Origin of the sequence: Metabacillus bambusae (genome assembly GCF_017497975.1) — a bacterium.
Lineage (GTDB): Bacteria > Bacillota > Bacilli > Bacillales > Bacillaceae > Metabacillus > Metabacillus bambusae.
On record NZ_JAGDEL010000006.1, the window covers coordinates 1 to 13550 of the forward strand.

The 13550-nt window shown below is 34.0% G+C and carries 11 protein-coding genes and 3 pseudogenes; 4 read left to right on the forward strand and 10 right to left on the reverse strand.

Annotated features, from left to right (window positions below; translation table 11 throughout):
• Positions 1-88 (forward strand): IS3 family transposase (locus I7822_RS09980; RefSeq protein WP_207978019.1); only part of this gene is annotated, 88 nt, incomplete at its 5' end.
• A 102-nt stretch (positions 89-190) separates the two neighbouring features.
• Here I7822_RS09980 and I7822_RS09985 read toward each other — a convergent pair.
• The 4 genes from I7822_RS09985 to I7822_RS10000 all read right to left on the reverse strand — a co-directional run bounded on the left by I7822_RS09985 (position 191) and on the right by I7822_RS10000 (position 5134).
• Positions 191-844 carry a hypothetical protein gene (locus tag I7822_RS09985; RefSeq protein ID WP_207977556.1) on the reverse strand — a complete coding sequence of 218 codons (654 nt, stop codon included), beginning with the start codon at positions 842-844 and terminating at the stop codon, positions 191-193.
• A 257-nt stretch (positions 845-1101) separates the two neighbouring features.
• Positions 1102-2457: a multi antimicrobial extrusion protein MatE gene (locus I7822_RS09990; RefSeq protein ID WP_207977558.1), complete on the reverse strand. Its 1356-nt coding sequence runs from the start codon at positions 2455-2457 to the stop codon at positions 1102-1104.
• Positions 2458-2678: 221 nt separating this feature from the next.
• Entirely contained in the window at positions 2679-3545 is an 867-nt protein-coding gene (locus I7822_RS09995) for a gamma-glutamylcyclotransferase family protein (protein WP_207977565.1), read from the reverse strand.
• Between the two features lie 233 nt (positions 3546-3778).
• On the reverse strand, positions 3779-5134 hold the full coding sequence (locus I7822_RS10000) for an arsenic transporter (RefSeq protein WP_207977567.1): 1356 nt from the start codon (positions 5132-5134) through the stop codon (positions 3779-3781).
• Positions 5135-5564: 430 nt separating this feature from the next.
• Here I7822_RS10000 and I7822_RS10005 point away from each other — a divergent pair, with 430 nt between their 5' ends.
• Entirely contained in the window at positions 5565-5876 is a 312-nt protein-coding gene (locus I7822_RS10005; RefSeq protein WP_207977568.1) for a Dabb family protein, read from the forward strand.
• A 1686-nt stretch (positions 5877-7562) separates the two neighbouring features.
• Here I7822_RS10005 and I7822_RS10010 read toward each other — a convergent pair.
• Both I7822_RS10010 and I7822_RS10015 read right to left on the reverse strand, forming a co-directional pair.
• Positions 7563-7980: pseudogene (locus tag I7822_RS10010) on the reverse strand (NAD(P)-dependent oxidoreductase); the annotation flags it as partial.
• Between the two features lie 130 nt (positions 7981-8110).
• Entirely contained in the window at positions 8111-8695 is a 585-nt protein-coding gene (locus I7822_RS10015; protein WP_207977570.1) for an NAD(P)H-dependent oxidoreductase, read from the reverse strand.
• 145 nt (positions 8696-8840) lie between these two features.
• Here I7822_RS10015 and I7822_RS10020 point away from each other — a divergent pair, with 145 nt between their 5' ends.
• Together I7822_RS10020 and I7822_RS29885 are read left to right on the forward strand one after the other, a co-directional pair.
• Positions 8841-9212 carry a winged helix-turn-helix transcriptional regulator gene (locus tag I7822_RS10020; protein ID WP_207977572.1) on the forward strand — a complete coding sequence of 124 codons (372 nt, stop codon included), beginning with the start codon at positions 8841-8843 and terminating at the stop codon, positions 9210-9212.
• Between the two features lie 371 nt (positions 9213-9583).
• A pseudogene (locus I7822_RS29885) lies at positions 9584-9745 on the forward strand (aminotransferase-like domain-containing protein); the annotation flags it as partial.
• Here the strand turns inward: I7822_RS29885 and I7822_RS10025 are convergent.
• The 4 genes and pseudogenes from I7822_RS10025 to I7822_RS10040 form a co-directional block, all read right to left on the reverse strand.
• A pseudogene (locus tag I7822_RS10025) lies at positions 9746-9884 on the reverse strand (phenazine biosynthesis protein); the annotation flags it as partial.
• A 340-nt stretch (positions 9885-10224) separates the two neighbouring features.
• A complete protein-coding gene (locus I7822_RS10030; protein WP_207977574.1) occupies positions 10225-11322 on the reverse strand; it encodes a Gfo/Idh/MocA family protein in 1098 nt (365 codons plus the stop codon).
• Between the two features lie 74 nt (positions 11323-11396).
• Positions 11397-12368, reverse strand: coding sequence for a Gfo/Idh/MocA family protein (locus I7822_RS10035; RefSeq protein WP_207977576.1), 972 nt, complete (start codon positions 12366-12368; stop codon positions 11397-11399).
• 60 nt (positions 12369-12428) lie between these two features.
• Positions 12429-13538, reverse strand: a complete 1110-nt coding sequence (locus tag I7822_RS10040; protein WP_207977578.1) for a Gfo/Idh/MocA family protein — start codon at positions 13536-13538, stop codon at positions 12429-12431.
• Between the last annotated feature and the right edge of the window lie 12 nt (positions 13539-13550).

Below are 13550 nucleotides of genomic sequence, written 5' to 3' on the forward strand. Positions count from 1 at the left end.
TATGGTTTACTATAACAATTACCGTTATCAATGGAATTTAAAAAAGATGACCCCTAACCAATATAGGAATCATCTTCTAGTTGCGTGACTCTTTTTTTCTTGTGTCCTTGACACGGGTGCCAGTTTAAATATTCTATCCCTTTTTTATCTTGTTTTCTTTTCTAAGTAAAACTAAGAACATAATTTTATTCTACATAAAAGCTTTAACTTTATGATATGCAGTTAAAAAAGTAGCTTTTGTTTGAGATTTTTTAGTCATTAAATAGTTAACCGTATTGTCAAGATACGATTGAGGAGTGCTTTTACCCTTCTTTAATTTAACTGCTGGATATGAGTCTAAATCACCTTCATATATTAATTTGAGTTGCTTCGCTTCCCTTAAATCTTGTGGAGTAACAAGGGATAACGGCTTATCAACAAGTGAAATTCCATTATTACTTAATAGTGTCGCAACAAATTGAGAGCAAAAAAATGCATTTTTCCTTACTATTTCAATATTTAAGACGACACCTAATAATCCAATAAGGTTATATTTATAGTCCTGCTCACTAAGTTCAATTTTTTTTATATTTCTTTTTAGTTGGTAATATTCAAATTCCGATACACTACAACTATAGATTGCACATTTTGCCTCCTTAAATAACTCTGTATGAATATCTTCTCTCACAAATCCGCCAATAAATGGATTCTTTACATTCTTTCGACCAAAACTATACATCTCCTGAAGTTCCTCGTCAAAAGCAATCGATGCATGATTTAAGGTACTTTTTGTGAAAAGCTTGATCATCCTTGTAAATAACGTACCTGTATCTGTTAAAAATATATACACTTGTTTGTTAATCATAAAAAAACCCTCCAAAAAATTGATATGAAGGGATACGTTTAAAAACACTCGCCTTGATACAGTGTTGAACAAAGAGCTGGTTTGTTTGCTATTGTTCTAAATTCCCTTCTTTCTAAATGATAACGAGTTATTATTTAGTGAATAACAAGCTAGAGGTTTAATTGCTACTAAGACTTAAGCAGTATATTATTAATCAGATCTTTTTTGCTTTTTGCAACAAAAAAAGCCACCTTATCAAGGTAGCTTTTTTTTTCCACTTATCCATTTACATATTTATTTTCCCGATGTTTCAATCCATTATTATGATTCAACTTTTTCTCCATTTTATAAATAATGAAAAACAACACGCATAATTCTGTTAACATCCCAATTGATTGTGCCAAAGCACCGATCATTCCGTTCCAATATGGAAAAAGGCTAGAGGTTAAAACTAAAACTATAAATGTAAAGATTAAGTTGGTTGATTGTGATAGAACCATAACCTTTGTGCGTTTTCTTACCATTAATAAACCATTACAAAAGTCGATAAATGGAAAGACTAGTGTCATTAAGATAAAAACTTTTAAACTATCCAAACTTGCGTTAACTAAGCGTTCATTTGCACCTAAAAGATGCTCAATAAAAAATGCCCCTAATGGAGAGTAACAAAATAAAGCTAATATCCCAGTAGGAATGAACCCCATCATTAAAGTGAATTTTTGAACCTTTTGAGGGTGTTCCTTATAAAAAGTTAGAACAATTTGATGTGTATAAGTAAAAAAACTTAAGAATAATTGTGCAATACTTAGAGCAATTGCATAAGACGCAATTGCTAATTCAATTTCATTTGTTTTGCCTAAAAAAGCATTTATTATTGGTCCAACCATGACGATTATTAGAGATGAGAGAATCAAAGGATTGTAAAAACTAAATATTTGAGACTTTTTCGTAATTTTATGATTTACATCATCCTTAACCATCTTTTTGACTAATGTTCGTCCCTCTATAAAACTAACTAAACTTTCTATCACCATTCCCGCTAAAAAAATATATGCTCCGGTTTTTGCATTAATATTGCCAGTGTTAATAAAAACGATAGATAATATATACATGACAATTAACCTAATGACCATACCAATGGTTAGCCATTTCGTTTGCCTATTTAAAATAATAACCCCTTGGAATAGACACCGAATAGCTGAAAAAAAGGTTACAATGATTAGAATTTGATAGACATCAACAATTTGCGCAGTCATTTCCGAATCAGCACCAAAAAAAGTAGAAAAAATCCACTTACCAACCGGAGTATAAGCTAGGATACCTGCCACCATCATTAAACCTGTTAAAACATAAGCAGCTACCGTTGCCATCACCTTAAACGATACTTTATCACGAACTAACGCTGAGCATGCGTTCCGTAATAAAACACCAAGCCGTTCTGTTATACCAAATAGGCTCATCGCAATAACATAACTAGCAATAATAACCTCAGCATTTTCTCCTCTTGTTAAAGTCCCATTAATAATCATGTGAGAAAACGTAACTAAGCTAGCTGATAAGCCTAAGGGGATAAAGAACCAAAGGATCTTTTTCGTCGATAACCCCTGTTCATCATGATCAATAATATTTCCCATCTCCCTTGTTCAATTAAAAATGTCATGCTTTTTTTACTTTTTTAACTTTTATACTTCTAATATCTGATTTTACCAAAGTGTGAAAGCGCATTCTATAATAATATGATTATTTTTTATTTTTAGAATAAATAAAAAAACTCCTTTTCGGGGAGTAGTTTACTTTTTCTAATTTTAAACGATCCTTAAAAGCAAAAAATGCTATTGCTTAAATGTTCTCCGTCTTAAATCGTAATAACCATATTGAATTTTTGAGATAAATCATCTTTAAGCTTTGCGAAATATTGATCACTAACAAACCCTTTTGCTCCACGTAAAATCTCTCTTGCATAATGCTCTGGTGGAGCTGTTTCTTCACTTTTATCAATAACTAGAAAAGTTAAAACGTTAATGTAAGTCTTCCCATTCATCTCAATATCAATAAAAGCTGGGCGATATATGTTTGCTAATACTCCTTCACGGCGATACAAATAGCTCAAGCCCTCTTTTGTAATTTCATAAACCTTCCCTTCAACAGAATATTTCGCTTCTAGCATATCTGCTCTTCCACCATCTGATGATTTACGGGTATAAGCTAAAGAAAAGCCGTGCGCAATTCCACAGCCTTTTACATGTTTAAATAAATGATCAACTTGTGATTTTCGAAATCGTTCGTCATCCATACATGACCCGTATGCAAAATATAAGAGTTTATCATTATTTAAGTAGCTATGACACTTCCAATCTCCGAAAGGAATCTTGGTCATCTTCTCATGTGAGTGTTTAGATATATATACAAAAACATCGTCATAACGAATAAGATCAGTGAATACTGATTGAATAATTCTATCATAGAGATTGCTATTGTTTTCACCGTTATACCCATCTAACACATCTAGTTTTTGAAGTTGCTCATATGATATTTCGTATAGTTCACCATAAACCCGTTGCGTGGGATCACAGCTCATTGCAGGGTAGCCTTTTCCTGTATCGTAAAGTATTCCAGGTGTCCAGCAATGTCTAGCTAAGCATATTGCTCCACTCAATAAATGTTCATTTTTTTCATGCTGACGGAGTGTACCATAAACAAAGATGAGTATTTTTCGATTCATACGTTTTCCTCCAAACTATGTTCAGTTTCAGCATACTTCTACCTTCATACATGAAATTCATATTTCAGTAAGACTGCTTATATGAAAAAGCTGACTAGATAATCGTATGCCCTTGTACTCAAAAATATACGAAAAAGCTTTCTACTACATCTAGTCAGTTTATTTTCACACTATTAGTAAACGCTTTCTCTAAAAAACTAGATAACTTTGTCTTTTCACCCTTTATTATCATCTTAGACAAAGACGATTTGTATCCAATAGTAAAGAAGGAACAATGTTACGACTGTCGTAAGTGGGATGACTAGAAAAGACACATGTAAATAATCCTTCCATTTTACTTTAATTTTATTTTCTCTTAATATATGCATCCAAATTAGTGATGCGAGTGTTCCAATAGGTAATAGTAAGGAACCAATGTCACTTCCAATGATATTTGCCAGATAAATAGTCTTTAAAGTAATAGGGTCTAATCCCATTTCGGTTAAGGTTATGGTGCCAATCATTAAAGCAGGATGATTATTAAAGATATTAGATAATATGGAAACTAATCCACCCATAATAAAGCTTGCTTGGAACAGTCCCTGACTTATAATTGGTTCACATATTTCAACAAGCAATGCCGTTAATCCAACATTATGAAGTCCATATATAATGACATACATCGAAAAAGCAAAAAGGAAAATATGCCAAGGTGTCTTTTTTAAAATATCTACTGGATTTGTACGTAAGTGATACCATCTCCATATAAGTAAAACCACAGAACCTAATACTGCAACAATTTCAATAGGTATACCGAAATAAGAGGCAACAAAAAGGAGGCAACGAATCAATAGGACAAAAAATAAAATGCTCATCATTAATTTTGTCCGTTTATATTTTGTTTCGACAGAAATTGACCCTTTAAGTGGGTGAAAATTTTTTGTGAAAAATACATCCTCTAAATCATAAGACTCCTCAGATAATCGCTTCGGTAACTTTTTTCTTACTACTATGAACATTAACCACGACATAAATAGCAAACCTAGTATTGCTGGCACAAACATCATCGCTATTTGCGTATAAAGTGTCATATGAACAATCTCTAAACCTATTAGGTTGACAATATTACTTACTCCGATTGGCGCGCTAGATGCGGTCGCAATCAATGCACCACTTAAAAGGAATGGGATTTGCTCATGTGGATTTAAGCGAAGGTTTTTTAGGAGTAAAATCAAAATTGGAGTTGTAATTAATATGCTTCCATCATTATTAAATAAAAGCGTCATTAAAAAGCATAATAGTTGAATATACCAGTAAAGACGATAACCTGACCCTTTCGCCAATCGTACAAGTCGTGCTGCTGCCCAATGAAAAAAACCGAAGCTTTCTAAAATAACAGCCATCACGATTGTAGCCATAATTGTAATCGAAGCTCCACCTATTTTATTCAAAATATCTAAAATGTCTTCACGTGATACAATACCTATAAGTATAATAATCCCAGCACCGATAGTTGCAGGCCATGCTTCATTGAGCCCATTCGGCCTCCAAAATATGACTAGCATTGTAATCACAAAAACAAATACAGTCACTCCAATTTCAAAAGTCATTTCGACGCTCCTTTCTTTTTATATATAGGGAATATCACAATGCTTTCTTCATGTCTTAATCCCTATAATTATATTCAAACCTATGTCGAATGGATTAGATGTTATAGTAGTTTTCGATAAATGTACGATTGGCTTTACGGTAGAAACACCCTGTAGAGACACTAGCTTATTGTGTACATTCAACTAGTAAACAAAGTTTCAATAAACAGAAAAGAAAGAAATAACTCTAAAGACCTTTTTCATTATGAAAAACTAAGGATATGAAAGGTTACTTTCTACCATGCGGAATATACCCATGTACAAAATTAGTTTCAAAAGTTTACTTTTTACAAGGTGATTTGTTAAGGCATTTTCATATCAATTGCAATCGTTTACAAGAAGGTTAATAATATAATAGAAATGGAAAATAGTAAGTAAAGGAGAGAAGAGCATGGTATCAGGTAGAATTAGACATATTGCTATCTTCACATTAAAATATCCTGTTGATTCAACTGAGGCAGAGATTTTTTTGACTGATGGAGCGCATATTTTAAGTGCAATACCAGTAGTAGAAAATTTTGAGGTTTTACGTCAAGTGAGTTCAAAAACTGACTTTGATTTTGGCTTTTCAATGGAGTTTACTAACCAAGAAGCTTATGATACATACAATATCCATCCGAATCACAAAGCATTTGTTGAAGCAAGATGGAAAAAAGAAGTAGAGAGATTCCAAGAAATAGACTTTATTAAGCAAGATTTGTAGATCGTTCCTTATAGGATGAACGAAAGCTCAGTGGCCTTGATCAGTGCGGTAGAAAAAAGAGCACTCAGTATGAGATAAAGTTAGACTTCTATCATAAGGGATTCTCTTCATCCCCTATGATAGAGTGAGACTTATCGAATTTTACGGGCAGTGTTTATTTACTGCCTGTTAAGGTGTGGAAAACACGAAGAGCACCAGCGTTCGTTGGTGACTTAGCGAATAAGGTGTGTAAAGTTCACTAGGAGCTAGGCGCTTGGGCTAAGATGTCAAAGCGCTTATCCTCAGTACCAAAAATATTATCATTTCTTAAACGACAAAAAGGAGAGAATTGAACACTAACGAGTTCCATTACTTATTGCAAAATTTAAGTATGTTCCATAAGTTTCTCCCCTAATAATACTTACTCTTTCATATTAATTAAATAATGGTAGAAACCTTGTTCCATTAACCTAACCCGTTAGTGAAAAAGCGACTGTTCATACACAACAATCGCACCATTAGATGAAGATGGACTCATTATTTTTCACCTTGTTTATTAAGCTAATCTCAATCCTTTATTAATGACTAGAACACATCTAATATATTGACAATATGGATAGGCAAATACATATTACAGAACAAGCGAATAAGATTAAAGCTGTTCTAAAATTCCTCCTAAATTTAATACCGTAACTTGTTAATACTATTAGTTCATTTATTTAATTTCATTTTAGACTTTAAATTTAAGATAAGCTCGTACCCAAAAGCTCCTAACAATCCGGTCCAGAAAATTACCATGGAAGTAAAAGGCTCAATTCTATATATTTGAAAGTAAATATAGTTTATGAATAATAGCAGCATATAGGTGTAAAAACCAAGTATTGCTCCTTTTCTCCAATTCATTGACTCTATTTTTGACATATTTCTGAAGAATTTCATTTTAACCCTCCATAATAAGAATTTACCCTTGCTGTTCCATTAATGCCTTTTAGTCAGATCACTATCTCTGAACATAATATCAATATTTTTCAATGAGTATATTGATACCTTGTCCAGTTATCCTGTGCCGTTACATTAATAAGAGAAGCATTACTCCTAATTTTAATGCTTCCAGTTAGTTCAACAAGGTTATCATTTTATTTGGTGTTTCGGTATGGAAATAATACTTTATCAACCCAATTTTGAAACATTTTTATGGCTTCTTGGTCTGTTTTAACATTTACCTAAGACCGCATAAAATCATCATAGTAATGTTTCTTTTTTATAAAGTGCTACTACTAAAAAGGCAATACTCCCAAATAGCTGTATTTTTTGTATAAACTTCCACTTTAATAATAAATACGTTGGTTCGATTTAAAAGTTTCATTTTCGTTCCTAGTTATTGTGATAACCTGTATTTTTAGTTCGATAAGTAAGTCATTACCCATTCTTGAAGTAATGCACCTATTTGCCTAATATGTAACGCTTAACATTTACTTCGGCAAATCTACTTCAGAATATATTTAAAGTACTTTTCCAACTTTTATCCATTTTTATCATCTCAGTGATAATCATTTATAAACAATCCCAAGTGTCCCTTTTTGTTAAACATGGATTGAGTTAAATCCGTAAAAAAATAAAAAGCGCCTCTAACCTTAGTAGAAACGCATCCTTTGGATACAAAATAATTATAATAGGGATTGGATTAGAATAGGTAAATGTAAGCTGTTGATCTAGCAACTTGTATAAAGCTTGTGTCCTGCTGTTTTCTTCCCCTTGATTTGCAAGTTTATCATATAAGGATTTAGCTAATTCTAATCCAGGTGTTATCATATCCATTTCTTTAGCTGATTCAAGAGTAATGCTCATATCTATAATAATATGTTTGATATAGAAGCCAGGTTCAAAATCCCCGTTAATCATTCGAGGAGCCAGATTGCTAAGTGACCAACTTCCAGCTGCTCCTGTTTCAATGCTTTGAAGAACTTTTTTTGGATCCAGCCCAGATTTTTTGGCATAAACCATTGCTTCACAAACACCGATCATATTAGAGGCAAATACAATTTGATTGCACTTTTTGTGTACTGACCAGAACTAGCTTGTCCCTGAAAAACGATATTTTCCCAGTTAAATCAAAGATGGGCTTCATTACAACGAAATCATTATTGATTCTCTATTCTCTTAATTCTTATTTAACTAATTCCGTAAGTGGAAGAACCTTTCAAAAATAAAAAAAGATTACCCCATTAAGTGAAGTCCATTCTTATTGTATATATTTATGAAAAATAGGAATTAATTGTATCTTCAACTTTCATTAAAATATCTTTATATCCTTCATCATCAAGATAACCAATGCTTCCGAATAATAAATGTTCCACAGGTTCAATTCCTGTGAAATCAAATATCCCAATGTCAGAAGTTACTTTCAAACCTGCTGTCATACCCATCTCATCATAAACCTCATTTGGAGTACCATGTGTATTGATAATAAAACCCTTTTTTCCTTCTAATAACTTAATTACACCTTCTGCTCCAGCAGAATAAGCGAACCCAAATGCAAATACTCGGTCTACGTATCCTTTTAGAATTGCTGGAAGACCGGTCCACCAAACAGGGTAAATAAATATTATAACGTCTGCTTCAGCAACAAATTCTTGTTCCGTTTTAATATCATTAGGTGTATTTCCTGCTTTCATAGCTTCTGTATCTTCTGGTTTCAATACTGGTTGAAAATCAAGTTCATATAAATCACGAACAACAACTTCGTGACCGTTTTTCTTTAATGCATTGACTGTTTTATCTAGGATAGCGTGATTTAAGCTTTCAGGGTTTGGATGTGCATAAACAATTAGGTGTTTCATTTAAATTACCTCCAACATTTAATAATTTTTTATTTGCTTATAAAGCATAATCTAATATTATAGTATTAGACATTTTTTTATAAGTAGTCATTTTTTTATAACATAGTCACAAAAATAGTACCATTAAGAAAGAGAGGTATTGATTATGGCACGAAGTTGGTTTAGTGAGCCTCCAGAGGACCAAAAAGAGGTTTGCCCAGTTACAGAAACGCAAGACATAATTGCAGGTAAATGGAAAATCATTATTCTATGGCATTTAAGTATACAGACTAGAAGATTTAATGAACTTCATAGGTTGTTACCGGGTATTTCAAAAGGAATACTGACACGTCAGTTAAGAGAATTGGAAGAGGACCAAATGGTTCACAGAGAAGTATATAAAGAAGTACCTCCAAGGGTTGAATACTCGCTAACACCTATAGGTCAAAGCTTTATCCCAATACTGGATAGTATGGGAGAGTGGGGAATAAAATATAAAAAATCATGTAAAAAAGCTAAAGCCTATACTAATCTTTAGCTTTTTTTACATAATTTACCTTCAACTAATACTGCCCGATAGCCATCCATGAAGCGAAAAAATCACGCTTCACCTCAGAGAATGAAAATAAACTGAACTGTAAATACTTTGTCATTAGCTTTATCAATAATTAGCTTAATAACCTTATCCTACCCCCTACTATTTTCCAGCAACCCCAACTCTCTTTATTTAAAATTGCACCTACGTTTGAACCTAATAATTCAAGACTTTCAAAGCCCTGTGATTCCATGAAATGCTTGATTTCTTCGATATTAAAAATAATTTTCACATCACTTTTTATATCCTGAGAATTGGATGCCGAGTAATAGTATAGATGCTATAAACCTATTTTCCAAAATGAGAAAATTTAGCAAGCTATTTATAACATCAATGTAAAAACCTATCCTTTAGATGCAGAGGTTATCACAGAGCTTATCTTATCAGGGAAGGCTCATGAAATTGTTTCTATAAAGAAACAACATGCACAAACTGCAAATGATGTTTATATTGGACATCCTCTTAGTTTTTATCGCAGAAAAATGAATTTCTTTCGCTTTTTGTTGCATTTCACTTTTGGAAATATTGCAATGAGTTTTTAAAAACCGCAAGTTGATTACCTGTGTATTTACCATCCGAAAACACATCAACAATTGAATAATTTATTCTCCCCATAACTCTTCCCCTACTTTTTCTTTTCACTTATGATAATTTTTGTTCAACTAATCAGATACTTTGTAAAACTTGGATATTTCTGGGTTAGTATTTTTTATATTCTTTTATTATATTAATAGGGAGGATAGAACGTAACTGCGCGATGGGCTTGTCCCCGGCAATTAAACCGTATGCACCCTACTTGTATACAAATTCGAACTAAAATAAAGGATAAAACTGTCCACATTAAAAAACACTTATCAAATTACTAGACAATTTGATAAGTGTTTTAGCATACATTTTTATTGTTTTCGATAGTTATGTTACCAATTAATAGAACAATTCTCTCGGTTTCCCAATATTAAGAACTTATACTAAACTCAGGGATGTGTACTTTCACTTCACTGCCTTGTTCTGAAGAGCGTAAAATCCCATCAATTATCGCTTGATTAATCACGATTTGATCTCCAGGAATCGGTGCAGGTTTTCCTTCCTTAATTGAAAGAACGAAATCTCGTACCTTCTCATAAAAAATATTAACTTGATGTTCTTGGACTGGAATACTTGATTCCACATGGTGACCTTTTATGTCATGGAATAAGCTAATGGATCCAATTCCACCATCCCAAACTCCACTCCATGGCCCACTTCCAGCAGGTGTTAGCTTCAACCCAGCGTCAGAACCGAGGAACAAGGTAGGTCCTAGAGAATCCATATGCATTGCCCAGGATATTTTAAAGTTTAAAACTATTCCACCTTCCAAACGAATCATCGCCACACCAAAATCCTCGACTTCAAACTTTTCAGCTTCACGGTGATAGATTGGGTTTGTTCCAAAATGATTGGATGTATAAGCCGAAACTGTTAAAGGCTTCGGATAGCCAAGTGCATTTAGAGCCAAGTCTAACGAATAACAGCCGATATCCGCCATCGCTCCAGCACCAGCTAAACTTTTATTAATAAAAGTGCCTCCTGGCATCCCACGTCGTCTTCCTCCACCTGTTTGAACATAATAAACATTCCCTAATTGTCCAGACTGAACAATTTCTTTTACTGCTTGCATATTAGGATCATATCTTGGTTGGAAACCTACAGAAAGTATTTTACTAGTCTTGTGAGAGGCTTCTACCATATCAATTGCCTGCTCAAGTGTAACTGCCATAGGCTTTTCAACTAGTACATGTTTTCCTGCATATAGAGAATCAATACTAGTGTTATGGTGTGCGACATTTGGTGTACATACACTAACACCATCAATATCCATTTTAAGTAGCTCAAGATGATCATCGAACCCTTTGGCATCTTTTAAATCCAATTGTTCAATGAATTGATCTGCTTTACCTGGGATCACATCAGCAACAGCTACAATTTTGACATCATTCATTTCCTTATAGGCTCTAACATGTGCAGCTGCAATACCCCCGCTGCCAATAATTCCTATGTTAATTGTATTGGACATCTTGGTACCTCCAACTAATTTTTAACCACCCAACTTAAAATTAAAATAGTACGTTTGATTAAATTTTCTTTTATTTATAGAGAAGGAATTGGTTTATATCCTGCAACTTGATAAATTTTTTCCGTTAGCCTTACCACTTCTTTAGCGAAATCTCCCGGTACCATAACATCGTGAAGCCCTAGGATTGAATCGATAAAACTCTTATCTGAATTTGTCGTTTGTTGAGGTAGCTTAGGGTTTATCGGTTCTTTTCCTAACTGACGAAGAATTATTTTCCCATTGTCATAAAAAATCGCTCCATTTTCCCCACAAAAAACATATGTTTCATGCCAGCATGGGGCATTCCCCACAATATTTAGCCCTGCAACAACATTATTTTCAAAACGAATTGACGTAAAGGAATCCTGCTCTACTGGAGTATGATGCTGCTCCATTTTTGATTCAACCTCGATTGGTTTTAATCCAGTGGTCCATAAAAGCACGTCAATAATATGACTCCCAGAATCCATGAGCATACCGCCACCAGATAACGAAGGATTTTGCCGCCATGTTCCAGTGGTTAAATGTTTCCAATCCTGATATAAAGAAGCAGTTACAGATGTAAGATTTCCAATCTCACCGCTTGAAATTGCTTCACGAATGTAAAGAAATGCTGGTTCAAAATGTCTTTGGTAAGATACTTGCAGAACTTTGTTCGCTTTATTTGCCATGTCAATTAGTTGTTCCGCCTCTTCTAGCGAACAAGCCATTGGTTTTTCAATCAAAACATGACAATTATGGTTAATCGAATCTACCACTTGTTGAAAATGAAGGGTATGTGGTGAACAAATTAATACCGCATCCAATGGAATGTTTTCTAGCATGTCAAGATGATCATCAAAGCTAGAAATAGTTTCAAGGTTAAACCGATTAATTAATGTATCTCTGTTAATAGAATTTGGATCTGCAACAGCTACAATCGTAGCATTCTCTAATTCTGTCAATTGACTAACATGCAAATGTGATATCCCACCTGTGCCTATCAAACCAACTCTAACCTTTTCCATTTATATCCCTGCTTTCATAAATGGTTGCTTGAATTCTAATAATTGTTTCAAAATAGAGCGTTACTTATTTGAAACAAGACTAGATTGCTCTTCAAAATAGACAGCTTTCCCTGTTTTTGCAGATTCATAGATTGCTTCTAAGATTTGTGTAACGACAAATGCCTGCTCTGGTTTTACGACAGGTTCTGTATCGTTGATGATATTATCAATCCATAGACGGGCTTCTAAATCAGCATCAGATTCCGATTTCCCATCGTAAAATGCTACCCCGCCTGGTCCGAGTTCTACCTTGTTCGTATAAAGTTTTCCGAAGTCTTCACCGTTTATTCTTAATCCATCCTTCATATCTGCTCCGCCTTCTGTTCCACTCAGTGAACATTTTGCTTCATCAACATCTAATGAGTTCAACGCCCAGCTTGATTCTAATACGATTGTTGCACCATTTTCCATCGTAATAAAACCAAATGCAGAATCTTCTACTGTGAATTTTTCAGGATCCCATGGTCCCCATGCATTTGCAGCATCCTTCTTCTGGCTTAATTTATGGTAAGTTGTGCCCAAAACAGATTTCGGCTTATAGTTATTCATCATCCACAATGTTAAGTCAAGCGCATGTGTACCAATATCGATTAATGGACCTCCGCCTTGCTTTTCTTCATCAAGAAAAACTCCCCATGTTGGGACAGCACGACGACGAATCGCATGTGCTTTTGCATAATAAACCTCTCCAAGGTCACCACGTTCACATAGTTTATGTAAATGTTGGCTATCCGGACGGAAACGATTATTATAGCCAATCGTTAATTTCTTTCCAGATCTTTTCGCAGCCTCTAACATTTGACGGGCTTCCGCTGACGTCTTAGCCATAGGTTTTTCACACATAACATGCTTACTTGCATCAAGTGCTGCTATTGAAATTTCCGCGTGTGAATCGTTTGGTGTAAGCACATGCACAACTTCAATGTCTTCGTTCTGAAGTAACTCTCGATAATCTTCATAAACGTTAGCATTATCAACTCCGTACTCAGCTGCTGCTTTTTCAGCTCTTTCGATAAGCACATCACAAAATGCAACCAATTCTACGTTTTTTAGTTTTGATAAGCTTGGTAAATGTTTCCCATTTGCAATACCACCACAACCGATAATTGCTACTTTTACTTTACTAGACATAATTCTTCCTCC

What these genes read in the sequence shown, in the direction of transcription:
- I7822_RS09985 (WP_207977556.1), bottom strand. Translation starts at nt 844, where the DNA reads ATGATTAACAAACAAGTGTATATATTTTTAACAGATACAGGTACGTTA.
- I7822_RS09990 (WP_207977558.1), bottom strand. Translation starts at nt 2,457, where the DNA reads ATGGGAAATATTATTGATCATGATGAACAGGGGTTATCGACGAAAAAG.
- I7822_RS09995 (WP_207977565.1), bottom strand. Translation starts at nt 3,545, where the DNA reads ATGAATCGAAAAATACTCATCTTTGTTTATGGTACACTCCGTCAGCAT.
- I7822_RS10000 (WP_207977567.1), bottom strand. Translation starts at nt 5,134, where the DNA reads ATGACTTTTGAAATTGGAGTGACTGTATTTGTTTTTGTGATTACAATG.
- I7822_RS10005 (WP_207977568.1), top strand. Translation starts at nt 5,565, where the DNA reads ATGGTATCAGGTAGAATTAGACATATTGCTATCTTCACATTAAAATAT.
- I7822_RS10015 (WP_207977570.1), bottom strand. Translation starts at nt 8,695, where the DNA reads ATGAAACACCTAATTGTTTATGCACATCCAAACCCTGAAAGCTTAAAT.
- I7822_RS10020 (WP_207977572.1), top strand. Translation starts at nt 8,841, where the DNA reads ATGGCACGAAGTTGGTTTAGTGAGCCTCCAGAGGACCAAAAAGAGGTT.
- I7822_RS10030 (WP_207977574.1), bottom strand. Translation starts at nt 11,322, where the DNA reads ATGTCCAATACAATTAACATAGGAATTATTGGCAGCGGGGGTATTGCA.
- I7822_RS10035 (WP_207977576.1), bottom strand. Translation starts at nt 12,368, where the DNA reads ATGGAAAAGGTTAGAGTTGGTTTGATAGGCACAGGTGGGATATCACAT.
- I7822_RS10040 (WP_207977578.1), bottom strand. Translation starts at nt 13,538, where the DNA reads ATGTCTAGTAAAGTAAAAGTAGCAATTATCGGTTGTGGTGGTATTGCA.